Below are 24,099 nucleotides of genomic sequence, written 5' to 3' on the forward strand. Positions count from 1 at the left end.
CCAAGGAGCCCATCCGGGCCAACGAGAAAACTCAGGGCAAACGCACTATGACCCAGTTCAACGAGACCGAGCTCACCGAAGCCGTCGTCCGCAGCTTTGACCAGACGCCGAACCCGCGTGCAAAATTCCTGCTCCAGGAACTGGTGAAGTCGCTGCACGATTACGTGAGCAAGACCGGTCTCACCTTCGAGGAGTGGGAATACGCCATCGATTTCCTGACCCGCACCGGCCACAAATGCACCGACACCCGCCAGGAGTTCATCCTGCTCTCCGACGTGCTCGGCGTCTCCATGCTGGTGGACGCGGTCAACCACAGGGATCGCGAGGGCGCGACCCAGACCACGGTGCTCGGCCCGTTCTATGTCGGCGAGCACAAGGTGACCGCGCACGGCACCGACATCTCGCCGAACAATCAAGCCGGCGAGCGGATGTTCGTGCAGAGCCGCGTCACGGACTTGAAGGGCAAGCCGCTCGCGGGCGTTCCCGTCGACGTCTGGCATGCCGATGACGACGGCTTCTATGATTCACAGAAGCCGAACTATGACGAGGTCGGCGCCTCTGCGCGGGCGCGCTTCATCACGGACGGCGACGGCCGCTTCTTCTTCCGCACCATCCTGCCGTGCAGCTACCCGATCCCGACCGATGGCCCTGTCGGCGAGATGATCGTGCAGACCAATCGCCATCCGATGCGTCCGGCACATGTGCACTTCCTCGTCAATGCGAAGGGCTACGAGCCGCTGATCACGCATGTCTTCATGGACGGCGACAAATACCTCGATTCCGACGTGGTGTTCGGCGTCAAGGACGACCTCGTCGCCAAGGTCGAGCCGCGCACCGATCCCGCGATGCCCGACGGCTCCAAGGCAAGTGGGCCGTGGCACCTGATGACCTACGAATTCCACCTCAAGCCCGGCGGCGGCATGGCGCCGAAACCGCTCGGGGTGAAGGCGGCGGAGCCGGCGTGAACCGACCTTGTCCGGCTATCGCAGCCGAAGCGCCGCGAGCAGCGCGATGACCGTGCAGGCCAGGATCGCCGTGGTCAGCTTCCAGAACAGCAGCGGGTTGCGCTCCAGAAGAGGCGTGGTCCGCGTGGCGAGATAGGCCGGATTGGGATTCCTGAGTTCGAAGACGAACTCGGAGAGGTCCTCGTGGCGCTTGTAGGGATCGGGATGCAGCGCTTTCCTGAGCGCGCCGTCGATCCATCCCGGGATGCCCCGCTCGGCATCGATGGCCGGGCGATATCTCAATTTCCACGCGTCCGATCTTCCCCGGATTTTGGCGAGCTGGGCGCCGTAGGGGAGATGTCCGGTGAGCATGTGGTAGCAAATGGCGGCCAGCGAAAACATGTCGGACCGCGGCGAGCCACCCTCGCCGAGGAAATATTCCGGAGCCGTATATTGGACCGTGCCGAGAATTTCCTCGTCTGCCGATTTCGGCGACGCCTCGGCGACGCCCGCGACCCTGACCGATCCGAAGTCGATGATCTTCGCGGTGCCGGTCTTGTCGATCAGGACATTGTCGGGCCTGAGGTCCTGGTGCAGCATCTCCATGCGGTGGAAGGCGCGAAGCCCCGTGGCGATCTGCTCGACGATCCTGCGGACCGTCTCCAGATCGGGACGCGGGTTGTCGAGCATCCACTGCCTCAAGGTCTGCCCCTCGATGAACTCGGTCGCGACGTAGAGATAGCTGCGCCGTCTCGATTGTGACAGCGGCTTGAGCACGTGCGGGCTGTCGATGCGGCGTGCGATCCACTCCTCCATCAGGAAGCGCTTGAGATAGGCGGCATTGTCGCGCAGGTCGATCGACGGCAGCTTGAGCGCGACCGGCTCCTCGGTCTCCGCATCGACGGCAAGGTAGATGTGGCTGCGGCTGCTGCCGTGAATCTCGCGGACGATCCTGTAGCCGTCGAACATCGCCCGCGGCTCGGGCAGCGCAGGAAGCGGCAATTCGAAGGTCTGATTGAAGATACCGGCCGAGTCGCGCTGCGGCACTGCGTCGATGCGGAGAATCTGGACGGTGATGTTGTCGTCGCTGCCGCGCCGGTAAGCTTCGTCCACGATCGCCTTCGCGGCGCCGTCGAGCTCGGCTGCATGCTCGTTGAGCGCGCTCGTGATGAAGCGCGCATCGACGAATTCGTAGGCGCCGTCGGTTGCCAGGATAAAGGTGTCACCGGCCTCGATCTCGACCGTCTGGTAGTCGATCTCGAGCTGCGGGTTGATGCCGAGCGCGCGGCCGAGATAGGTCTGCTCCGACGACACGATGATGCGGTGATCGTCGGTCAGCTGCTCGAGCGCCTTGCCGGCGACGCGGTAGATGCGGCAGTCGCCGACATGGAAGATGTGCGCGGTAGTCGCCTTGATGACCATGGCGCTGAGGGTGCAGACATAGCCCTTGTCGCGGTCATAGGCATATTGGCTCTTGCGCGTCTGCGCATGCAGCCAGGAATTGGTTGCGTCGAGCACGCGGCGGGCGGAGGTCTTCACCGTCCAGGATTCCGACGTGCAGTAATAGTCCATCAGGAAGCTCTTGACCGCCGACTCGCTGGCGATCTGGCTCACCGTGCTGCTGGAGATGCCGTCGGCGAGAACCGCCGCGATGCCCTTCAGGCTGAGCAGCGGCTCCTCCGGAATCAGGACGCCGTGAAAATCCTGGTTGACGGGCTTGCGACCCCTGTCGGAGTGCTGGCCGATCGAAATCAGGAGTCCGCGGGTCATCGTCATCACCGGCAAGGGGGAGCCTCACCCTGCTCGGGCGAGGCTCCCCTGTCGAGACGTTGTTTGATCAGGCCGCGACGCGGGGCCGCGTGGTCTTGCCGGCCTGGCGCTTCGGCAGGGTCATGACGTGCGTGGCGTAGAGCGTCATGCCGGTGAAGGCGAGGCCGCCGACGAGGTTGCCGAGCACGGTCGGGATCTCGTTCCAGATCAGGTAGTCCATGATCGAGAACTTCGCGTGCAGCATCAGGCCCGACGGGAACAGGAACATGTTCACCACGGAGTGCTCGAACACCATGTAGAAGAACACCAGGATCGGCATCCACATCGCGATGACCTTGCCGGGGACCGAGGTCGAGATCATGGCGCCGACGACGCCGGTCGAGACCATCCAGTTGCAGAGCATGCCGCGCAGGAACAGCGTCGCCATGCCGGCGGCGCCGTGCGCGGCATAGCCGAGCGTTCGGCCCTCACCGATATTGCCGATGGCCGCGCCGACCTTGTCGGGGTCCTGCGTGAAGCCGAAGGTCGTGACGAACGCCATCATGAAAGCCACGGTGAAGGCGCCGGCGAAGTTGCCGACGAAGACGAGGCCCCAGTTGCGCAGCACGCCGCCAAAGGTGACGCCCGGGCGCTTGTCGATCAGGGCGAGCGGCGAGAGCACGAACACGCCGGTCAAGAGGTCGAAGCCCAGCAGGTACAGCATGACGAAGCCGACCGGAAACAGCAGCGCGCCGACCAGCGGCTGGCCGGTGTTCACGTTGATCGTGACGGCGAACCAGGCCGCCAGCGCGAGGATGGCGCCGGCCATATAAGCCCGGATGATGGTATCCCGGGTGGACATGAAGATCTTGGACTCGCCCGCATCCACCATCTTGGTGACGAATTCCGAAGGCGCGAGATACGACATCAATGGTTCCTTTTGCTTCGTAAGTGAGATCGACACGCCCCCAGAGAGAGCGCGGCTGAACGCCTTGAGCCGTGCGGACAGCTCTGCCGCGCACGAGGGCTATGGAGGTCTGGAAGCCTTGGGAATCGCGTCACGACGACTGAGCCGAGAAGGGCCGCGAAGCAGTTGAGCTTCCGGTTTGCAGCCGCCAGAGGCTGCAACAATGCGGCAAGCCGCAGTCTTCGTTGACGCCAATGGAAATGCAAGTCGCGTGCCGCTTGGGCGTGATAGAAAACGTAAGCGATTTCAAATGGATGGTGCGTGCCTTGATCGGGCTTTTGTCCGCTCGGCGGCCTTTTGCTTAGGCGACTGCATAAGATTTGTGCGGCGCACAAGAAATGAGCAGTCCGCAAATTTCGCGTGCGCAACAACCCTGCGACAGACTGGCGCGGAGCATATAACGTGTTGAATTATCATAGGTTTCTGAGGTCCGGCGCTTGGCATGAAGCTTGAATAGTTCCAAGCCGACGCCATTGAAGCCGTCCCGCGAGACTTCTCATCCGATTTTGCTGACGCCACCAGACGGGGGTCCCCCCGTCGCGCGTTCGCATGCGCCTTTTTCGGGCGTCACGGACGGACGGGCTGCTCGTGCGCACTGACGCAATCATTCGCAACGACGCAAAAGGACGACATCACCGATGACCAAGCGCATCCGCCGGCCCTCCGAGACTGGCCTCAGCCGCCGTCAATTGTTGAAGGCCACCGGCAGCACCGCTGCCCTTCTTGCCGCCGCCAAGCTCAATTTCCCCGCCGGCGCGTTCGCGCAGGACGCCGGCCCCGAGGTCAAGGGCGCCAAGCTCGGTTTCATCGCGCTCAGCGACGCCGGTCCGCTCTTCGTCGCCAAGGACAAGGGCCTGTTCGCCAAATACGGCATGCCTGACACTGACGTGCAGAAGCAGGCCTCCTGGGGCACGACGCGCGACAACCTCGTGCTCGGCTCCGAAGGAAACGGCATCGACGGCGCCCACATCCTCACCCCGATGCCGTATCTGATCTCGGCCGGCAAGGTGACGCAGAACAACCAGCCGACGCCGATGTACATCCTGGCGCGGCTCAATCTCGACAGCCAGTGCATCTCGGTTGCCAACGAATATGCCGACCTCAAGCTCGGCGTCGACGCGTCGCCGTTCAAGGCGGCGCTGGAGAAGAAGAAGGCCTCCGGCAAGTCGGTGAAGGCCGCGATGACCTTCCCCGGCGGCACCCACGATCTCTGGATCCGCTACTGGCTCGCCGCCGGCGGCATCGACCCCGACAAGGACATCGAGACCATCGTCGTGCCGCCGCCGCAGATGGTGGCCAACATGAAGGTCGGCACCATGGACGCCTTCTGCGTCGGCGAGCCCTGGAACCTGCAGCTGATCCACCAGGGCATCGGCTACACGGCGATCAACACGGGCGAACTCTGGAACAAGCATCCGGAAAAATCCTTCGGCATGCGCGCAGCCTTCGTCGACAAATATCCGAAGGCCGCCAAGGCGCTGCTGATGGCCGTGATGGAGGCCCAGCAATGGGCCGACAAGGCCGAGAACAAGGCCGAGCTCGCCGCCATCATGGGCAAGCGGCAGTGGATGAACTGCCCGGTCGAGGACGTGCTCGATCGCACCTCGGGCAAGTTCGACTACGGCATCCCCGGCAAGGTGGTCGAGAACTCGCCGCACATCATGAAGTACTGGCGGGACTTTGCCTCCTACCCGTTCCAGAGCCACGACCTCTGGTTCCTCACCGAGGACATTCGCTGGGGCAAATACGAGGCGAACTTCGACACCAAGGCGCTGATCGCCAAGGTCAACCGCGAGGACATGTGGCGCGACGCCGCCAAGACGCTCGGCGTCGCCGCCTCCGAGATCCCGGCCTCCACCTCGCGCGGCAAGGAGACCTTCTTCGATGGCAAGGTGTTCGATCCCGAAAATCCGGCGGCCTATCTGAAGTCGCTCGCGATCAAGCGCGTCGAAGTCTGATGGAGCCCTGCGGCCGCCGCGAGGCGGCCGCATCGTCCCGGAGCCGGAGAGAGATAGCGATGAACATGCCTGCCACGAAGATTGAGGTTGAGAGCGCGACGCCCGCGGGGAGCGCCGCGCCCGTCGTCGCGATGACGCCGAAGCGGCCGCCGCGGAGCGAGGCTTACGCGCGCATGGTGCGCGAGACCGCTGTGCGCGTCATCCCGCCGCTCGTCGTGATCGCGCTGCTGACGCTGGTCTGGGAGCTGGTCTGCCGCCGCGCCGGCTCGGCACTGCCGCCGCCGTCGCGGGTATTCAAGGACACCAAGGAGCTGATCCTCGATCCGTTCTTCGACCATGGCGGCATCGACAAGGGCCTGTTCTGGCATCTCTCCGCCAGCCTTCAGCGCGTCGCCTTCGGCTATTCGCTCTCCGCGATCGCCGGCATCGCGCTCGGCGTGCTGGTCGGCCAGTCGGTCTGGGCGATGCGCGGGCTCGATCCGCTGTTTCAGGTCTTGCGCACCATCCCGCCGCTCGCCTGGCTGCCGCTCTCGCTCGCGGCGTTCCGCGACGGCCAGCCCTCGGCGATCTTCGTCATCTTCATCACGTCGATCTGGCCGATCATCATCAACACCGCGGTCGGCATCCGCAACATCCCGCAGGACTATCGCAACGTCGCAGCCGTCGTGCAGCTCAATCCGCTGGAGTTCTTCGGCAAGGTCATGATCCCGGCGGCCGCACCCTACATCTTCACCGGCCTGCGCATCGGCATCGGTCTGTCGTGGCTCGCCATCGTCGCCGCCGAAATGCTGATCGGCGGTGTCGGCATCGGCTTCTTCATCTGGGACGCCTGGAACTCCTCGCACATCAGCGAGATCATCCTGGCTCTGATCTATGTCGGCATCGTCGGCTTCGTGCTCGATCGCCTGATTGCGGGCCTCGGCAAGATCGTCACCCGCGGCACCGCGATGAACTGAGGGGAGGGACACATGACCGCCTATCTGAAGCTCGACCACATCGACAAGATTTTTACCCGCGGCGCCGCCACCACGGAGGTCCTGAAGGACATCAGTCTGACGATCGAGAAGGGGCAATACGTCTCGATCATCGGCCATTCCGGCTGCGGCAAGTCGACCCTGCTCAACATCATCGCAGGGCTGACCAACGCCTCGACCGGCGGCGTGCTGCTGGAGAACCGCGAGGTCAACTCGCCGGGGCCCGATCGCGCCGTGGTGTTCCAGAACCACAGCCTGCTGCCCTGGCTCACGGTCTACGAGAACGTCAGGCTCGGCGTCGACAAGGTCTTCGCCAAGACCAAGACGCGGGCCGAGCGCGACGCCTGGGTCATGCACAATCTCAATCTCGTGCAGATGGCCCACGCCAAGGACAAGCGACCTTCCGAAATCTCCGGCGGCATGAAGCAGCGCGTCGGCATCGCGCGGGCGCTGGCGATGGAGCCGAAGGTTCTGCTGCTCGACGAGCCGTTCGGCGCACTCGACGCGCTCACCCGCGCGCATCTGCAGGATTCGGTGATGGCGCTGCACCAGAAGCTCGGCAATACCATTCTGATGATCACCCACGACGTCGACGAGGCCGTGCTCCTGTCCGACCGTATCGTGATGATGACGAACGGGCCGAGCGCGCGCATCGGCGAGGTGCTGGAGGTGCCGCTGGCACGTCCCCGCAAGCGGCTCGAGCTGGCCACCAACACCACCTATCTGAAGTGCCGGCAGCGCGTGCTCGAATTCCTCTACGAGCGTCATCGCTTCGTCGAGGCCGCGTAAACACGGCGTTGGTGCGTGATGCGTCTCGCCCAATTTTGAGACATCAAGCTCAATCCTTGTGCGGCGCACAGGGATTGAGCGAAACGCAAAATTTGCGTGCGAAATGGTCGTGCAAAAATTTCGGGCGTTTCGAACAAGCCCCTGAATTCCCTGTATTTCCCGAGCGCGCGCATTTGGCACGGAAATTGAAGTGCATTTGCGCGACGCCAACGACGACGTCCCTCAACATCATCAATCAGCATCGTGAACTCGCCACCGGGGTGAAGCCTCGGAGCGCGCCTCCATGCCTGGAGGCTGAGCCTGCAACGACGCAGCGGTGAGCCTAGAAGGGATACTCAATGACGAAGAATCCGACCTGGATTTCAGACTGGCGCCCCGAAGATGAGGCGTTCTGGAACGCAACTGGCAAGACTATCGCGCGACGCAACCTGATCTGGTCGATCGTGGCCGAGCATATCGGCTTTTCGGTCTGGCTGATCTGGAGCATCGTCACCACCAAGCTGCCGCAGGCAGGCTTCCACTACACCACCGACCAGCTGTTCCAGCTCGTTGCCGTGCCGGGCCTGATCGGTGCCCTGATGCGCTTTCCCTACACATTCGCGGTGACGACGTTCGGCGGTCGCAACTGGACCATTTTCAGCGCGGCCATCTTGTTCATTCCGACGTTGTCGCTCGCCTATTTCGTCAGCCAGCCCGACACGCCGTTCTGGCTGATGCTGCTGATCGCCTCGACCGCCGGTCTCGGCGGCGGCAATTTCGCCTCCAGCATGACCAACATCTCCTTCTTCTTCCCGGACAAGATGAAGGGATGGGCGCTGGGCCTCAACGCAGCCGGCGGCAATATCGGTGTCTCCAGCGTGCAGCTCCTGACCCCGATCCTGATGACGCTCGCCGTCATCAACCTGTTCCAGGCAACCCCCGTCGACGGCGTGTTCCTGCAGAACGCCGGCCTGATGTGGGTGCTCCCGATCGCGATCGCGGTGTTCGGCGCGGTGTTCTTCATGAACAACCTGACCACGGCCAAGTCGTCGATCAGGAATCAGCTCGCGGTGGTCAAGCGCAAGCACACCTGGATCATGGCGTACCTCTATATTGGCACGTTCGGATCCTTCATCGGCTACTCCGCGGCGTTTCCGCTGCTGATCAAGACGCAGTTTCCGTCGGTGACGATCGCGATCGCGTTCCTCGGGCCTCTCGTCGGTTCGCTGTCGCGCCCGTTCGGCGGCTGGCTGGCCGACAGGATCGGCGGCTCGGTCATCACCTTCTGGAACTTCATCGTGATGGCGGGCGCCACCGTCGGCGTGCTCTATTTCGTCGGGCAGAAGGATTTCATCGGCTTCCTGTCGATGTTCCTGATCCTGTTCGTGACGACGGGCATCGGCAACGGCTCGACCTACCGCATGATCCCCTCGATCTTCCGCGAGCAGAACCTGTTCAAGGTGCGCGGCAAGGGCGATGCGGCGCGCGCGGTCGCCCTGAAGACGGCGAGCATCGAGAGCGGTGCGGCGGTTGGCTTCATCGGCGCGGTCGGCGCGGTCGGCGGCTATCTGATCCCGAGCGGTTTCGGCAAGTCGATCGCCATGACCGGCGGGCCGCAGCTCGCGCTCGCGATCTATCTCGCCTTCTACGCGTCCTGCCTCGGTCTGACCTGGTGGTTCTACCTGCGTCGCAGCCCGCAGCGTGAAGGCGCGCCAAGCCTCGCCGAAGCAAGGGTGTGACCGCTTGGTATGAATCTCGCTTCTCCCCGTACGCGGGGAGAAGCATTGCCCGACAGTTTGACCATGAACCTGGTTCGCAACGGCGCGCACCAAGACAAACCCAACAGGCAGGAGAACATCATGACGTCAGAACAGATCGCCCTCGTCCAGCAGAGCTTCGCCAAGGTCGCGCCGATTTCGGAAACCGCAGCGGTGCTGTTCTACGATCGCCTGTTCGAGGTGGCGCCGTCCGTGCGCGCGATGTTTCCCGAAGACATGACCGAGCAGCGCAAGAAGCTGATGGGCATGCTTGCCGCCGTCGTCGGCGGCCTGTCGAACCTGGACTCGATTCTCCCCGCGGCCTCGGCGCTTGCCAAGCGTCACGTCGCCTACGGCGCCAAGGCCGAGCACTATCCCGTCGTCGGCGCGACCTTGCTGTGGACCCTGGAGAAGGGTCTCGGCGACGCCTGGACGCCCGAACTCGCCACGGCCTGGACCGACGCCTACGGCGTGCTGTCCGGCTACATGATTTCCGAGGCCTACGGCGCACAGTCGCAGGCCGCCGAATAGGAGATGCCTTGTGAGTGAACCGCTGGTCATCGTCGGTAACGGTATGGCGGCCGCGCGTCTGGTCGACGAGCTCGCCAAGACCGCGCTTGGCCGCTACGCGGTTGCCGTTATCGGCGATGAACCGAGGCTCGCTTACAACCGCGTGCTCCTCTCCTCGGTGCTGGCCGGCGAGACCGGCTCGCACGAGATCGAGCTGCGGCCGGCCGACTGGTGGCGCCATCGCGGCGTCACGGTGCGCTACGGCTACCGCGTCACGGAGATCGACACCGGCCGCCGCGAGCTCAAGATCGAGGGCGAGGAGAGCATGGAATATTCCAAGCTCGTGCTCGCCACGGGATCGACGCCGCTGCGGCTCAACGTGCCGGGCGCCGATCTCGCCGGCGTGCACACCTTCCGCGACACGCGCGACGTCGACCTGCTGCTGACGCTTGCGGCGGCGAAGAAGCGCGTCGTCGTGGTCGGCGGCGGTTTGCTCGGGTTGGAGGCGGCCTATGGGCTTGCCAAGGCCGGCGCTCCGGTGACGCTGTTGCATCTGATGGACCGGCTGATGGAGCGCCAGCTCGATGGGCCGGCCGCCGACCTGCTCAAGACGCTGGTCGAGCGCAAGGGCATCCGCATCCTGCTCAATGCGAGCACGAAATGCATCCATGGCGACGGCCACGTCGAAGCCGTCGAGCTCGCCGACGGCAGCCGCATCGAAGCCGATGCCGTGATCTTTGCCGCCGGCATCAAGCCCAACATCGCGCTGGCCAAGGACGCCGGCATCGCGGTCAACCGCGGCATCGTGGTCAACGACGTCATGCAGACGGCGTCACCCGACATCTTCGCGCTCGGTGAATGCGCCGAGCATCGCGGCACCAGCTATGGCCTGGTCGAGCCTGCCTATGAGCAGGCGCGCGTGCTGGCGCGGCATCTCGCCGGCCGGCCCGCCGCTTATCAGGGCAGCGTGGTCTCGACCAATCTGAAGGTCTCGGGCGTCAGCGTGTTCTCCGCCGGCGACTTCATGGGCGGGGAGGGCAGCGAGAACCTCGTGCTGTCAKACCGCAGGCGCGGCACCTACAAGAAGCTCGTCATCGCCGACGGCCGGCTCACCGGCGCGGTGCTGATCGGCGATACCGTCGATGCGCTCTGGTATCTCGAACTGATCCGCAACCGCGACAAGGTGGCGGCGATCCGTACCGACATGATGTTCGGCCGCGCGCTCGCGCGTCCCTCCAAAGCGGCTTGATAGAGGCGGCTTGACAAGGCAGCTCGATATGACGGCGATCGACCCGACGCTCCGGACCACCAAGACCACCTGCCCCTATTGCGGTGTTGGCTGCGGCGTGCTCGCAACGCCCGACGGCAAGGGCGGAGCGGCGATCGCCGGCGACCCGGACCATCCCGCCAATTTCGGCCGGCTGTGCTCAAAGGGCTCGGCGCTCGGCGAGACCGTCGGGCTGGAGGGCCGGCTGCTCTACCCGATGATCCGCTGCAAGGGCGTGCTGGAGCGCGTCGCCTGGAGCGATGCGCTCGACCACGTCGCCCACCGCATGCAGCACATCGTGGCGCGCGACGGCGCCGACGCGGTCGCGTTCTATCTCTCCGGCCAGCTCCTGACCGAGGATTACTACGTCGCCAACAAGCTGATGAAGGGCTTTGTCGGCACCGCCAATGTCGACACCAATTCGCGGCTCTGCATGTCGTCCTCGGTCGCCGGCCATCGCCGCGCCTTCGGCGCCGACACCGTGCCCGGCTGCTACGAGGATCTCGACCAGGCCGACCTGCTGGTGTTCGTCGGCTCGAACGCGGCGTGGTGCCACCCGGTCCTGTTCCAGCGCATGCTGAAGAACCGGCAGGAGCGCGGCGCCCGCATGATCGTGATCGACCCGCGCCGCACCGACACCGCGAGCGATGTCGATCTGTTCCTGGGGCTGAAGCCCGGCACCGACACCGCCTTGTTCTCGGGCCTGTTCGTCCATCTCGCCGACAGCGGCGCGCTGGACCAGGACTACATCGCGGCCAACACGTCGGGCTTCGACGACGCGCTGGCGCGCGCGCGCAACATCGCCGGCAGCGTCACTGCGACTGCGCTGGCCACAGGCCTCTCCGAGCAGGACGTCGCGACCTTCTTCAAGATGTTCCGTGACGTCGAGCGCGTCGTCACGCTCTATTCGCAAGGGGTCAACCAGTCGGCGCAGGGCACCGACAAGGTCAACGCGATCCTCAATTGCCATCTCGCCACGGGCCGCATCGGCAAGCCGGGCGCCTCGCCGTTTTCGCTCACCGGCCAGCCCAACGCGATGGGCGGCCGCGAGGTCGGCGGTCTCGCCAATCAGCTCGCCGCGCACATGAACTTCACGCCGCCGGACATCGACCGTGTCAGGCGGTTCTGGAAGGCGCCGCGCATCGCCACCCATGAGGGGCTGAAGGCGGTGCAGCTGTTCGAGGCGATCAACCGCGGCGAGGTCAAGGCGCTGTGGGTGATGGGCACCAACCCCGCGGTGTCGCTGCCCGATGCGGACTTCGTGCGCGAGGCACTCAAGAAGCTCGAGCTGTTCGTGGTCTCCGAGAACGTGCTCTCCAACGACACGGTCGAGGCTGGCCCGCATGTGCTGCTGCCTGCGCTGGCCTGGGGCGAGAAGTCCGGCACGGTGACTAACTCCGAACGGTGCATCTCGCGCCAGCGCTCGTTCCTGCCGGCGCCGGGCGAGGCGCGGCCKGACTGGTGGATTCTCAGCGAGACCGCAAAACGTCTCGGCTTCGGCGACAGCTTTGACTACAAATCCGCCGCCGATATTTTCCGCGAGCACGCCGCGCTTTCGGCGTTCGAGAACGACGGCAGCCGCGATTTCGACATCGGTGCGTTGACCTCGCTCTCGAACGAGGCCTTCGACGCCTTGAAGCCCGTGCAGTGGCCGGTGCGCGAAGGCGGGGCGTCCGGCGAGCGCTTCTTTGCGACAGGCGGCTTCTTCACCAATGACGGCAAAGGCCGCTTCGTCGCGCCGGAGATGCCGTCGCTGCGCGGCGAGACCGGCGCGTCGCGTCCGCTGCGGCTCAACACCGGGCGCATCCGCGACCAGTGGCACACCATGACGCGCACGGGCCTCAGCCAGCGGCTGGGCGCGCATCTGCCCGAGCCGTTCGTCGAGGTCCATCCAGACGACGCCGGCAAATACGGTATCGCCCACGACGGCTATGCCCGCATCACCACCGATTACGGGCAGTGCATCCTGAAGGTGGTCGTCAGCGATCGGCAGCAGCGCGGCACACTGTTCGTGCCGATCCACTGGAGCGCGATGAACGCCTCGCACGGCCGCGTCGGCGCGCTGGTGCAGTCCTTCACCGACCCGTTCTCCGGACAGCCGGAATCGAAGGCGACGCCGGCCGCGATCGCGCCCTATGAATACGTCTTCCGCGGCTTCGCGCTGTCGCGCAAACAGCTCGATCTGCCGCCCAATCTGCTGTGGACGCGCGTCACGGTCAGCGGCGGCTTCGGCTATCTCTTCGCCGACAACGCCGATCTGTCGCGCTGGCCCGCCTGGCTCGAGAGTGTCGCCGGCGAGGATGTCGCCGAGTACCGCGATTTCGGCGGCGGCGTCTATCGCGCGGCCTCGTTCGCGGGCGACCGCATCGAGACCTGCCTGTTCGTCGGACCCGCTCATGATGCCGGCGACTGGGAGGTGGTGAAGAGCCTCTTCGTGGCCGATCAGGTCACCGACGATCAGCGGCGCATGCTGCTGTCCGGCAAGTCCAGCGAAGGCGCCGCCGCGACCGGTCCGATCGTCTGCGCTTGCTTCGGCGTCGGCCGCGRCACCATCTGCGACACCATCGCGACTGGCGCGCGCACGACGGCCGAGATCGGCGCCAGGCTCAAGGCCGGCACCAATTGCGGCTCCTGCATCCCCGAGCTGAAGCGCCTGATCGCGACGACGGAGGTAGCGCCGGTGAAGCAGGCGAAGGTCGTGGGCGCAGCGGGGTAGGGGCGACGTTCTCGGTCGTTGCCGGAGACTCCGCTGTCATCGCCCGGCTTGACCGGGCGATCCAGTACGCCGAGGCACCTGTGATTATGCGGTGAGGCCGCGGCGTACTTGATTCCCCGCTTTCGCGGGGAATGACGGTGAGGGCGGGACGCCATGCCTCCGCCCCAATCGACGCGCCCTCGATTGTGCCCTATGTTGCCGCGCTCCCCCATCAGCAGCACCCATAACAACCATGATGTACCTGGAAACGCCGCCGCGTCTCATCGAGACGACACTCTTCTCCGCCATGCCCGACAAGTTCCGCCGCAAGGGCGTGCGGACGGATTGGGCCGATGCCAACCGGCCGGGTGTTGCGACCGATAGCTTCATCGAGGGGCCGTCATTCGACAGGGACGGCAATCTCTACGTCGTCGACATTCCCTTCGGCCGCATCTTCCACATCGCGCCTGACGGCGAATGGTCGCAAGTCGTCGAATATGAAGGCTGGCCGAACGGACTGAAGATCGCGGCCGACGGCCGCATCCTGGTCGCCGACTACATGCACGGCATCATGGAGCTCGATGCGACGGCCGGCCGCATCAAGCCCTTCCTGACCGCGCGCAATTCGGAATCCTTCCGCGGCTGCAACGACCTGCATCTGGCCTCCAGCGGCGACATCTATTTCACCGATCAGGGTCAGACCGGCCTGCACGATCCGAGCGGCCGTGTGTACCGGCTGACGTCGAGCGGCAGGCTCGACTGCCTCATCGACACCGGCATCAGTCCGAACGGCCTGGTGCTCGATCCCACCGAGACCGTGCTGTTCGTCGCGATGACACGCGACAACGCGGTGTGGCGGTTGCCGTTCATGAAGGACGGCAGCGTCTCGAAGGTCGGCCGCTTCTGCTCGCTGTTCGGCACCAGCGGTCCCGACGGCATGACGATGGACGCGCGTGGCCGCCTSTTCGTCGGCCACGCCTCGCTTGGCCACGTCTTCGTGTTCGCGCCGAACGGCGAATTGATCGCGCGGATCAAGTCCTGTGCGGGGCCGAATTGCACAAATGTCGCGATCGGTGGCGAAAACAAGGATCGTCTCTATATCACGGAGTCCGCGACCGGCAGCGTGCTGGTCGCGGACATCGGCGGATTGTAGTCCTTCGCCTCTCCCCGCTTGCGGGGAGAGGCCGACGCGCGTAGCGCGGCGGGTGAGGGGGAGTCTCCGCGTGTCTAACTGTCACAGACTTTGCGGACGCAGCCCTCACCCCGACCCTCTCAGCGCGAGCGAAGCTCGTCGCGGCCCCGTAAGAACGGGGAGAGGGGGAATGAACAGCGGAGATCGGAGCGAACATGAACACATACCCCTTCGGCAAGACCGGCGCCAACGTCTCCGTCATCGGGCAGGGCACCTGGTATCTCGACCATGGCGATCGCAAGCGCGCGATCGCAGCGCTTCAGCGCGGGCTCGATCTCGGCATGACCCATATCGACACCGCCGAGATGTATGGCGATGCCGAGCTCGTCATTGCCGACGCGATCGCGGGCCGGCGCGAGGACGTGTTCCTCGTCTCGAAGGTGCTACCGAGCAATGCGTCGCGCCGCGGCACGATTACCGCCTGCGAGCGTTCGCTGAAGCGGCTCAAGACCGATCGGCTCGATTGCTATCTCTTGCATTGGCGCGGCTCCTATCCGCTCGAAGACACCGTCGCAGCGTTCGAGGAGCTGGCAAAGGCCGGCAAGATCAAATCCTGGGGCGTTTCCAATTTCGATGCCGACGATCTCGACGAGATGCTCGATGTCGCGGGCGAGGGCCGCGTCGCCTGCAATCAGGTGCTCTATCATCTGAAGGAACGTGCGATCGAGCATGCCGTGATCCCGTGGTGCGAGCGGCATGGCGTCGCGGTCGTCGCATACTCTCCGTTCGGCCATGACGATTTTCCCGCAAGCAACAGCAAGGGCGGCGCCGTGCTGGCGCGCATCGCGGAGGCGCGGCGCGTGACACCGCGTCAGGTCGCGCTGAGCTTCCTCACCCGTGCAACTACGGTGTTCGCGATCCCGAAGGCGTCGTCGGCGGAACATGCCGGCGAGAATGCGGCCGCCGGCGATCTCGTGTTGGCGAAAGAGGAGATTGCGGCGCTTGATGCGGCGTTTCCGCGCGGTCCGAAGCCGCGAGGTCTTCCCATGCTGTAGTGCAGCAAGCGCGCATTCTTAATGGAATATTGACGCGCGCAGCCCTCAGCGCATATCGGCATCCTGTTTTCGGAAGTTGTGAAAGCGGCGCATTTGTCGTTTTTTACAGCCGTCCCCGATTCGCATTTTCCAGAGTTTCTGCCGTGACTCCGCCGCCCGCCGCAGCCGCAAGGCTCGACAGTATTTCCATGCCTTTGCCGGAGAAGAAGAACGTCGGCCGCCGCGCGCCTGCGCGCGTCGACCATCCCTTCAAGGGCATCGCGCTGATCCTGCTGTCGACGGTATTTCTCGGCTGCTCCGACATCACCGCGAAATATCTTTCGACCAGCCTGCCGTCGATCCAGATCACCTGGATCCGCTTTCTCACCTTCGCGCTGATATTCACGCCGGTGATGCTGCGGTCCTCGCCGTACTACGCGATGCGCACCGAGCGCCTCGGATTGCATGTGATGCGCGGCGCGGTGCTGCTCGGCTCCTCGCTGTTCTTCATCACGGGCTTGCGCTTCCTCCCGATCGCGGAAGCGTCCGCAACCGGCTTCGTCGCACCGCTGTTCGTCACTGCGCTCTCCATTGTCTTCCTCGGTGAGAAGGTGGGCATGCGCCGCTGGTTCGCCACCGCGCTCGGCCTGATCGGCGTGCTGATCATCCTGCGCCCGGGCACCGGCGCGTTTCATCTCGCAGCGTTCTTCCCGGTCATCTCGGCCGCTTGCTGGGCCGGCACGCTGATCCTGACGCGCATGATGAGCGGTCGCGAGGCGGTCGTCACCACCATGGCCTATTCCTCGTTGACCGGTCTTGCGATCCTGACCGCGATGGTGCCGTTCGTCTGGGTCACACCGTCCTGGACCGCGATTGCGCTCGGCATCTTCATCGGCGTCGCCTCCACGGCGGGCCAGTGGATCGTCGTGCTCGCCTATCGCTACGGCGATGCCTCGGTGCTGGCGCCGTTCTCCTACTCGCAATTGTTGTGGGTCAGCATTCTCGGCTTCTTCATCTTCGGCGAGGTGCCGAGCATCTGGACCGTCGTCGGCGCGGCCTTTATCGTCGCTAGCGGTCTCTACATCGCTCATCGCGAGCGCGTCCGCCGCGCCCAGCTCCTGGTGCTGGAAGAGCGTTCCCCGAACGCCTGACGCAAGTTCGCGCATCGCGCGTCGTGCTATCAACGGCTCCAACAACAATACGGGAGGAACCGGATGCGCGCTGCGATCTTCAGGAACGGTGAGATTGTCGTTGGTCAGATGGCCGAGCCGAAGCCGGGGCCCGGCCAGGTGCTGGTCAAGACGCTCGCCTGCGGCATTTGCGGCTCCGACCTGCATGCGCGCCAGCATGCCCACCGCATGGTCGAGATGGCGCGGAAGGTCGGCCGCAAGCCGATGGACCTCGCCCGCGACGTCGTGTTCGGTCATGAATTCTGCTGCGAGATCGTCGACTACGGTCCCGGCACCGCGCGCAAGCTCAAGCCCGGCACCCATGTCTGCTCGCTGCCGGCCCTGGTGACGCCGCAGGGCATCGAGGGCATCGGCTATTCCAACGACAATATCGGCGGCTATGCCGAAGCGATGCTGCTGAGCGAAGCGCTGCTGCTCGAGGTGCCCAACGGTCTGGCTCCCGAACATACCGCACTGACCGAGCCGCTCGCCGTCGGTGTCCACGCCGTGGCAAAAGCCAACATAAGCGGCGGCGAGGTGCCGCTCGTCATCGGCTGCGGCCCGGTCGGGCTCGCGGTGATTGCCGCGCTGAAGATCAGGGGTCTGCATCCGATCGTCGCCGCCGACTATTCGCCGGCGCGGCGCGCGCTGGCGGCGAGGCTCGGCGCCGATATCGTCGTCGATCCCAAGGTGTCGCAGCCCTACGCGACCTGGGCCGAGCACGCCCAGATGTCGGAGGCCGAGAAGGCGGCGCGGCCGCCGTTGCAGGCCATGCTGCCGGCGCTGAAGCCCGCAATCATCTTCGAATGTGTCGGCGTGCCGGGCCTGTTGCAGCAGGTGTTCGAGGGCGCCCCGCGTGATGCGCGCATCGTCGTGGTCGGCGTCTGCATGGAGACCGACAGAAACGAGCCCATGCTCGGCATCATGAAGGAACTCAACGTCCAGTACGTGCTCGGCTACACGCCGGACGAGTTCGCAGCTTCCTTGCGCCTGATCGCCGAAGGGCAGGTGGACGCCGCAGCAATGGTGACGGCCGAGGTCGGCCTCGACGGCGTCGCAAAGGCCTTCGCGGACCTCGCCAATCCCGAGGCGCACACGAAGATCATCGTGCAGCCGTGGCGGTGATCGCTTCGTAGGGTGGGTTAGCCTTGCGGCTGCGCGAAGCGCAGTCCGCACGGCGTAACCCACCACTTCTCTTGCAGCGGTGACAGAAGAGGTGGTTACGCCGATCAGACGCGCTTCGCGCATCTGCTCGACTAACCCAACCTACGAGACCGCCGTCAGTATTTCGCAGGCACATACATCTCCGGCGGAACCGGCCCGCGGTGATAGTCGGGATTGCGCACGCGCGGCGGCAGCACCACCGGCACGCGGCCGACCTCCTGGTACGGGATCCGGCTGAGCAAATGCGAGATGCAGTTGAGCCGGGCGCGCTTCTTGTCCACGGCATCGACGATCCACCATGGCGAATCCGGAAGGTGCGTGTGCTCCAGCATCGTCTCCTTGGCCTTGGTGTACTGCTCCCAGCGGCTGCGCGCCTCGACGTCCATCGGGCTCAGCTTCCACTGCTTGAGCGGATCCCTGATGCGCATGCTGAAGCGGAACTGCTGCTCGTCATCGGTGATCGAAAACCAGTATTTGACCAGGATGATGCCGGAGCGGATCAGCATCCGCTCGAACTCCGGCACCGTCTTGAAGAACTCTTGGTACTGGTCCTCAGAGCAGAAGCCCATCACGCGCTCGACGCCGGCGCGGTTGTACCAGCTGCGATCGAACAGCACGATCTCGCCGCCGGCGGGAAGATGCGCCACGTAGCGCTGGAAATACCATTGCGAGCGCTCGCGCTCGCTCGGCGCCGGAAGGGCGGCGACGCGGCAGATGCGGGGATTGAGGCGCTGGGTGATACGCTTGATGACCCCGCCCTTGCCGGCGGAGTCGCGGCCCTCGAACAGCACCACGACCTTCTTCTTTTCGCTCTGCACCCAGTCCTGGAGCTTGACCAGCTCGCCCTGCAGTCGCAGCAATTCCCTGAAATAGAGCCTGCGGTCCACCGTCGGATTGAGCGTGCCAGTCTCGTCCAGCAGTTCGTCGAGCCTGGAGTCGTCGAGCTCGAGCTCCAGCTCCTCGTCGAGATCGTCGGCAATCTCCTGGTAGAAGCGGTCGCGCATGGCGGCGTCGGTGGGGCGGTCGGCTGTCGTCATGGATCCTTCTCTCGGCTCAGATGCCAATGTCCCCACGACCATCGGCGGCCTTTATTGCGTCCATGTGACACCGGCAGACCGTCATACCGGCAGCGCGATCGAATATTTCACCTGGCTCAGCGCAAAGCTCGACTCGATCGAGGCGATGCCGTCGAGCCGGGTCAGCTTGGTCTTCAGGAAGGTCTCGTAGGAAGCGAGATCGGCTGCCACGACGCGCAGGAGATAGTCGCGGTTGCCGGTCATCAGATAGCACTCCAGCACCTCGTCCCATTTCGAGATCGCGCGGGCGAAGCGGTTGAGGTCCTCCTCCTTCTGCCGCGCCAGCTTGATCGAGATGAAGACGCTGACATGCAGGCCGAGCGCCTTCTGGTCCACGGTCGCGATATAGCGCGAGATGACGCCGCGCTCCTCCAGCAGCTTGACCCGGCGGTGGCAGGGCGACACCGAGAGCCCGACCTTGTCGGCGAGCTCCTGCATGGTCAGGCGGCTGTCGTTCTGGAGGTAGCTGAGGATTTTGCGGTCGATGGCGTCGAGCTCGGTCATTGGGATGAAACCTGGGTCAGGGGGCATTCGATTGGTAAAATATCCCAATATCGGCAGGTATGGCGCGAAAAATTGAGAAGTTTGGCGGGGCCGGCAGGCGTATCATCGGGGCGTCATTTTCCGGAGCATCGCCATGCCCGTCGATTCCGCGCGCCTCGAAACCCTGACTGCCCTGGCCCGCAAGGCGCTGTGGTTGTCGTCATGGACCATCCACCACGCCAACCATATCCGCTCCAACGCGGACGGGTTGAAGGTCGGCGGCCACCAGGCCTCCTCCGCCTCGCTCGCGACCATCATGTCGGCGCTGTATTTTAGCGTGCTGCGCCCCGAGGATCGCGTCGCGGTGAAGCCGCATGCGAGCCCGGTGTTCCACGCCATCCAGTATCTGTTCGGCCGGCAGAGCCGCGAGAAGCTGGAGAATTTTCGCGGCTTCAAGGGCGCGCAGTCCTATCCCTCGCGCACCAAGGACGTCGACGATGTCGATTTCTCGACCGGCTCGGTCGGCCTCGGCGTCGCGCAGACGCTGTTCGCCTCGCTGGTGCAGGATTACGTCAAGGCGCATGGCTGGATGAAGGATCGCCGCGAAGGGCGGATGATCGCGCTGGTCGGCGACGCCGAGATGGACGAGGGCAACATCTTCGAAGCCTTGGCAGAAGGCTGGAAGCACGGCCTGCGCAACACCTGGTGGGTGGTCGACTACAACCGCCAGTCGCTCGACGCCGTCGTGCGCGAAGGGCTCTGGGAAAAGTTCGAGACCATGTTCCGCAATTTCGGCTGGGACGTGGTGATCGTGAAATACGGCCGGCTGATGCGCGAGGCGTTCGCCGAGCCCGGCGGCGAGGCGCTCAAGCGCTGGATCGACAATTGCCCGAACGCGCTCTATGCGGCGCTGTGCTTCCAGGGCGGCGCGGCCTTCCGCAAGCATCTGCACGACGAGATCGGCGACCAGGGGCCGATCACCAAGCTGATCGACAAGCGCAGCGATGAGGAGCTGCTGGCGTTGATGTCGAACCTCGGCGGCCACGACATGGCGAGCATGCTGGATGCGTTCGAATCCATCGACCACGATCGCCCGGTCTGTTTCATCGCCTACACCATCAAGGGCGTCGGCCTGCCGTTCCAGGGCCACAAGGACAACCATGCCGGCCTGATGACGGTCACGCAGATGGAGAAATATCGCGAGAGCCAGAACATCCGGCCCGGCCACGAATGGGACAAGTACGAGGGCCTCGCGCTAGCTCCCGCCGAGCTCGACGCCTTCCTCGCGCGCGTGCCGTTCAACCAGGACGGCCGCCGGCTGACCGCGCCCGTCGTCGAGGTGCCACAGCAGCTCGCCTTCAAGCCGTCGCCGCAGATGTCCACCCAGCAGGGCTTTGGCCTCGTGCTGAACGAGATCGCGCGCGGCGACAGCGAACTCGCCAGGCGCATCGTCACGACTTCGCCCGACGTCACCGTCTCGACCAATCTCGGCCCGTGGGTGAACCGGCGCGGCCTGTTCGCAAACGCCGAGAAGGCGGACTTATTCCGTAGCGAGAAAATTCCCTCGACCTACAACTGGGACGCCTCGCCCAAGGGACAGCATCTCGAGCTCGGCATCGCCGAGATGAACCTCTTCATCATGCTCTCGGCGCTCGGCCTGTCGCACCAGATCAACGGCGCGCGGCTCTTGCCGGTCGGCACGCTCTACGACCCCTTCATCGAGCGCGGCCTCGATGCGCTGAATTATGCCTGCTACCAGGATGCGCGCTTCATGGTGGCGGCGACGCCGTCAGGCATCACGCTCGCGCCCGAGGGTGGCGCGCACCAGTCGATTGCGACGCCGCTGATCGGCATGGCGCAGGATGGCCTCGCCTCGTTCGAGCCGGCCTTCGTCGACGAACTCGCCGTGATCATGGGCTGGGGTTTTAATCACATGCAGCGCGATCCGGGCGAGGGCGGTTCCGTCTATCTGCGCCTCTCGACGCGCAGCATCGAGCAGGCGCAGCGGATCATGACGCCGGAGCTTCAGCAAGGCATCACCGACGGCGCCTATTGGCTGCGTAAGCCGGGCCCCAATGCCGAACTCGTGATCGCCTATACCGGCGCGGTCGCGCCCGAAGCGATCGAGGCGACCGGCTTCATCGGCGAGAGCCGGCGCGACATCGGCCTGCTCGCGATCACATCGGCCGACCGCTTGCACGCAGGCTGGACCGCCGCACGGAAATTGCGACGTGACAGGCGCGGCGTGCAGCACCTCAGCCACATCGAGAAGCTGCTGGCACCGCTGCCGCGCGACTGCGGCATCGTGACCGTGATTGACGGCCATCCTTCCGCGCTCGGCTGGCTCGGYAGCGTCCGCGGCCACCGCGTCGAGGCGCTCGGCGTCGAGCAGTTCGGCCAGACCGGCACCATCGCCGACCTCTACCGCCACTACGGCATCGACGCCAACGCCATCATCGATGCGGCCGAAAGCCTCACCACCGGCGCGCCGGTGCTGCATCGGAAGATGGCGGTGTAGAAACTCCTCGTCGCCCCGGCGAAGGCCGGGGCCCATACTCCGCGGCGGGCGTTGTAGTCGACAGACGGTAGACGCCTGAGCAAACCAACTGGATCTTGTGGTTATGGGTCCCGGCCTACGCCGGGACGACACCGTGAGTGTGGCGAGACCTTGCCTCGTTCCCGCCATCGGCTCATATACCGTCCGTCCGCCGCAACGCTGGCCCCGCATATGGCGGGTTCAATTGCCGGCGCTTTCGTGCAAGGATGCCTGCCGAAACGCCCCCACCATGCCCCCAAAAAGAGGTTAACGATGGTCAATCGCATGCAATTCTACATCGACGGCGCCTGGGTCGATCCCGCCGTCAAGAAGTCCACCGCCGTGGTCAATCCGGCGACGGAAGAGGCGATGTACGAGGTTGCGCTCGGCTCCAAGGCCGATGTCGACAAGGCCGTTGCCGCCGCCAAGCGCGCCTTTGCAACGTTCTCCCAGACCAGCCGCGAGGAGCGCGTCGCGCTGCTCACGAAAGTGATCGAGATCTACAAGGGCCGCCTCAAGGAGATCGGCGCCGCCGTCTCCGACGAGATGGGCGCCCCGCTGCCGATGGCGGAGAAACTCCAGGCCGGCGCTGGCCTCGGCCATCTCATGACCACGCTCGACGTGCTCAAGAACTATCATTTCGAGGAGCCGGTCGGCACCGCCATGGTGCTGCGCGAGCCGATCGGCGTGGTCGGCATGATCACGCCCTGGAACTGGCCGCTCAACCAGATCGCCTGCAAGGTCGCGCCCGCGCTCGCCGCCGGCTGCACCATGATCCTGAAGCCGTCGGAGTTCACCCCGACCTCGGCGCTGATCTTCGCGGAAATCCTCCATGAAGCCGGCGTGCCGAAGGGCGTGTTCAACCTCGTCAACGGCCTCGGCCCCGAGGTCGGCGCCGCCATGAGCGAGCATCCCGACATCGACATGATCTCGTTCACCGGCTCGACCCGCGCCGGCATCGACGTTGCCAAGCGCGCCGCGCCGACCGTGAAGCGCGTCAGCCAGGAGCTCGGCGGCAAATCGCCGAACGTCATCCTCGAAGGCGCCGACCTGACCAAGGCGGTGACCGGCGGCGTGATGCACATGTTCAACAACTCCGGCCAGTCCTGCAACGCGCCCTCGCGCATGATCGTGCCGGCCTCGAAGATGAAGGAAGTCGCCGCGATCGCGAAGGCCGTCGCCGACAAGACCAAGGCGGGCGATCCGCGCGCCGAAGGCACCACCATCGGCCCCGTGGTCAACCGCGGTCAGTGGGACAAGATCCAGGGCCTCATCAAGAAGGGCATCGACGAGGGCGCAACGCTCGTCGCCGGCGGCCCGGGCCTGCCCGAGGGCGTCAACAAGGGCTTCTATGTCCGTCCGACCATCTTCGCCGACGTCACCCCCGAGATGACGATCGCCCGCGAAGAAATCTTCGGACCGGTGCTGACCATCATCGGCGCCAAGGACGAAGCCGAGGCCGTGCACATTGCCAACGACACGCCGTATGGTCTCGCGGGCTATGTCACGGGCGCTTCGGTTGAGGACGCCAAGCGCGTCGGCCGGCAGATCCGCGCGGGCAACGTCAACCTCCAGGGCGTGCCCAACGACCGCACCGCGCCGTTCGGCGGCTACAAGCAGTCCGGCAACGGCCGCGAGTGGGGCAAGTACGGCCTCGAGGACTTCCTCGAGGTGAAGGCCGTCGCCGGCTTCAACGCGGCGTAAGCTCTATCGCTTGAAGAACGAGAACATGACGCCGGAGCGGGAAACCGCTCCGGCGTTTTTTGTTTTTCGGTCGTCATTGCGCTATCTCCGCGGAAAGACTCTGGATTGCTTCGCTTCGCTCGCAATGACGGCGGAGGGACTTCGTGAAATCGTAGCCCGCATAGAGCGAAGCGTAATGCGGGAACGGTCCCCGGATTACGCTACGCTCCATC

19 protein-coding genes are annotated in these 24,099 nt (G+C 64.9%); 15 read left to right on the forward strand and 4 right to left on the reverse strand.

The window, feature by feature from the left end:
* The first annotated feature begins 47 nt into the window (after positions 1-47).
* Positions 48-965, forward strand: coding sequence for an intradiol ring-cleavage dioxygenase (locus tag AC1D00_RS01075; RefSeq protein ID WP_135178488.1), 918 nt, complete (start codon positions 48-50; stop codon positions 963-965).
* Positions 966-980: 15 nt separating this feature from the next.
* On the opposite strand, the gene AC1D00_RS01080 is transcribed toward AC1D00_RS01075, so the two are convergent.
* Positions 981-2,720: a bifunctional protein-serine/threonine kinase/phosphatase gene (locus tag AC1D00_RS01080; protein WP_477009373.1), complete on the reverse strand. Its 1,740-nt coding sequence runs from the start codon at positions 2,718-2,720 to the stop codon at positions 981-983.
* A gap of 61 nt (positions 2,721-2,781) precedes the next feature.
* The gene (locus tag AC1D00_RS01085; RefSeq protein ID WP_135178487.1) at positions 2,782-3,621 is read right to left on the reverse strand and encodes a formate/nitrite transporter family protein; all 840 of its coding nucleotides are present in this window, start codon (positions 3,619-3,621) and stop codon (positions 2,782-2,784) included.
* Positions 3,622-4,298: 677 nt separating this feature from the next.
* Between AC1D00_RS01085 and AC1D00_RS01090 the strand changes: the two genes are divergently transcribed.
* The 11 genes from AC1D00_RS01090 to AC1D00_RS01140 all read left to right on the forward strand — a co-directional run bounded on the left by AC1D00_RS01090 (position 4,299) and on the right by AC1D00_RS01140 (position 18,049).
* Positions 4,299-5,618 carry a CmpA/NrtA family ABC transporter substrate-binding protein gene (locus tag AC1D00_RS01090; RefSeq protein ID WP_135178485.1) on the forward strand — a complete coding sequence of 440 codons (1,320 nt, stop codon included), beginning with the start codon at positions 4,299-4,301 and terminating at the stop codon, positions 5,616-5,618.
* A 59-nt stretch (positions 5,619-5,677) separates the two neighbouring features.
* Positions 5,678-6,574, forward strand: coding sequence for a nitrate ABC transporter permease (gene ntrB / locus AC1D00_RS01095; protein WP_135178484.1), 897 nt, complete (start codon positions 5,678-5,680; stop codon positions 6,572-6,574).
* Positions 6,575-6,586: 12 nt separating this feature from the next.
* Complete coding sequence (locus tag AC1D00_RS01100; RefSeq protein WP_027546521.1) at positions 6,587-7,381, forward strand: ABC transporter ATP-binding protein; 795 nt, start codon at positions 6,587-6,589, stop codon at positions 7,379-7,381.
* Positions 7,382-7,719: 338 nt separating this feature from the next.
* Positions 7,720-9,099: an MFS transporter gene (locus AC1D00_RS01105; RefSeq protein WP_404554041.1), complete on the forward strand. Its 1,380-nt coding sequence runs from the start codon at positions 7,720-7,722 to the stop codon at positions 9,097-9,099.
* 120 nt (positions 9,100-9,219) lie between these two features.
* A complete protein-coding gene (locus AC1D00_RS01110; RefSeq protein WP_404554042.1) occupies positions 9,220-9,648 on the forward strand; it encodes a globin family protein in 429 nt (142 codons plus the stop codon).
* A gap of 10 nt (positions 9,649-9,658) precedes the next feature.
* Positions 9,659-10,876 (forward strand): NAD(P)/FAD-dependent oxidoreductase, encoded by a 1,218-nt coding sequence (locus AC1D00_RS01115; protein WP_477009366.1) that lies wholly within the window; start codon positions 9,659-9,661, stop codon positions 10,874-10,876.
* 28 nt (positions 10,877-10,904) lie between these two features.
* Entirely contained in the window at positions 10,905-13,610 is a 2,706-nt protein-coding gene (locus AC1D00_RS01120; protein ID WP_477009367.1) for a molybdopterin-dependent oxidoreductase, read from the forward strand.
* 235 nt (positions 13,611-13,845) lie between these two features.
* A complete protein-coding gene (locus tag AC1D00_RS01125; protein WP_477009374.1) occupies positions 13,846-14,742 on the forward strand; it encodes an SMP-30/gluconolactonase/LRE family protein in 897 nt (298 codons plus the stop codon).
* A gap of 194 nt (positions 14,743-14,936) precedes the next feature.
* On the forward strand, positions 14,937-15,776 hold the full coding sequence (locus tag AC1D00_RS01130; RefSeq protein ID WP_477009368.1) for an aldo/keto reductase: 840 nt from the start codon (positions 14,937-14,939) through the stop codon (positions 15,774-15,776).
* Positions 15,777-15,964: 188 nt separating this feature from the next.
* The gene (locus AC1D00_RS01135; protein WP_477009375.1) at positions 15,965-16,906 is read left to right on the forward strand and encodes a DMT family transporter; all 942 of its coding nucleotides are present in this window, start codon (positions 15,965-15,967) and stop codon (positions 16,904-16,906) included.
* 63 nt (positions 16,907-16,969) lie between these two features.
* Positions 16,970-18,049, forward strand: coding sequence for a zinc-binding dehydrogenase (locus tag AC1D00_RS01140; RefSeq protein WP_477009369.1), 1,080 nt, complete (start codon positions 16,970-16,972; stop codon positions 18,047-18,049).
* Positions 18,050-18,204: 155 nt separating this feature from the next.
* Here the strand turns inward: AC1D00_RS01140 and ppk2 are convergent, their stop codons facing one another.
* Together ppk2 and AC1D00_RS01150 are read right to left on the reverse strand one after the other, a co-directional pair.
* Positions 18,205-19,125, reverse strand: a complete 921-nt coding sequence (ppk2, locus tag AC1D00_RS01145; RefSeq protein WP_477009370.1) for a polyphosphate kinase 2 — start codon at positions 19,123-19,125, stop codon at positions 18,205-18,207.
* Positions 19,126-19,206: 81 nt separating this feature from the next.
* Complete coding sequence (locus tag AC1D00_RS01150) at positions 19,207-19,668, reverse strand: Lrp/AsnC family transcriptional regulator (protein WP_477009371.1); 462 nt, start codon at positions 19,666-19,668, stop codon at positions 19,207-19,209.
* Positions 19,669-19,801: 133 nt separating this feature from the next.
* On the opposite strand from AC1D00_RS01150, the gene AC1D00_RS01155 reads away from it, so the two are divergent.
* The 3 genes from AC1D00_RS01155 to AC1D00_RS01165 form a co-directional block, all read left to right on the forward strand.
* Positions 19,802-22,165, forward strand: a complete 2,364-nt coding sequence (locus tag AC1D00_RS01155; protein ID WP_027546511.1) for a transketolase — start codon at positions 19,802-19,804, stop codon at positions 22,163-22,165.
* 291 nt (positions 22,166-22,456) lie between these two features.
* A complete protein-coding gene (locus AC1D00_RS01160; RefSeq protein ID WP_135178473.1) occupies positions 22,457-23,887 on the forward strand; it encodes an aldehyde dehydrogenase family protein in 1,431 nt (476 codons plus the stop codon).
* 10 nt (positions 23,888-23,897) lie between these two features.
* A partial coding sequence (locus AC1D00_RS01165; protein WP_477009372.1) for a hypothetical protein occupies positions 23,898-24,099 on the forward strand: 202 nt, incomplete at its 3' end.

This window comes from Bradyrhizobium sp. P2_E8 (assembly GCF_056403875.1).

What these genes read in the sequence shown, in the direction of transcription:
- AC1D00_RS01075 (WP_135178488.1), top strand. Translation starts at nt 48, where the DNA reads ATGACCCAGTTCAACGAGACCGAGCTCACCGAAGCCGTCGTCCGCAGC.
- AC1D00_RS01080 (WP_477009373.1), bottom strand. Translation starts at nt 2,720, where the DNA reads ATGACGATGACCCGCGGACTCCTGATTTCGATCGGCCAGCACTCCGAC.
- AC1D00_RS01085 (WP_135178487.1), bottom strand. Translation starts at nt 3,621, where the DNA reads ATGTCGTATCTCGCGCCTTCGGAATTCGTCACCAAGATGGTGGATGCG.
- AC1D00_RS01090 (WP_135178485.1), top strand. Translation starts at nt 4,299, where the DNA reads ATGACCAAGCGCATCCGCCGGCCCTCCGAGACTGGCCTCAGCCGCCGT.
- ntrB (WP_135178484.1), top strand. Translation starts at nt 5,678, where the DNA reads ATGAACATGCCTGCCACGAAGATTGAGGTTGAGAGCGCGACGCCCGCG.
- AC1D00_RS01100 (WP_027546521.1), top strand. Translation starts at nt 6,587, where the DNA reads ATGACCGCCTATCTGAAGCTCGACCACATCGACAAGATTTTTACCCGC.
- AC1D00_RS01105 (WP_404554041.1), top strand. Translation starts at nt 7,720, where the DNA reads ATGACGAAGAATCCGACCTGGATTTCAGACTGGCGCCCCGAAGATGAG.
- AC1D00_RS01110 (WP_404554042.1), top strand. Translation starts at nt 9,220, where the DNA reads ATGACGTCAGAACAGATCGCCCTCGTCCAGCAGAGCTTCGCCAAGGTC.
- AC1D00_RS01130 (WP_477009368.1), top strand. Translation starts at nt 14,937, where the DNA reads ATGAACACATACCCCTTCGGCAAGACCGGCGCCAACGTCTCCGTCATC.
- AC1D00_RS01135 (WP_477009375.1), top strand. Translation starts at nt 15,965, where the DNA reads ATGCCTTTGCCGGAGAAGAAGAACGTCGGCCGCCGCGCGCCTGCGCGC.
- AC1D00_RS01140 (WP_477009369.1), top strand. Translation starts at nt 16,970, where the DNA reads ATGCGCGCTGCGATCTTCAGGAACGGTGAGATTGTCGTTGGTCAGATG.
- ppk2 (WP_477009370.1), bottom strand. Translation starts at nt 19,125, where the DNA reads ATGACGACAGCCGACCGCCCCACCGACGCCGCCATGCGCGACCGCTTC.
- AC1D00_RS01150 (WP_477009371.1), bottom strand. Translation starts at nt 19,668, where the DNA reads ATGACCGAGCTCGACGCCATCGACCGCAAAATCCTCAGCTACCTCCAG.
- AC1D00_RS01160 (WP_135178473.1), top strand. Translation starts at nt 22,457, where the DNA reads ATGGTCAATCGCATGCAATTCTACATCGACGGCGCCTGGGTCGATCCC.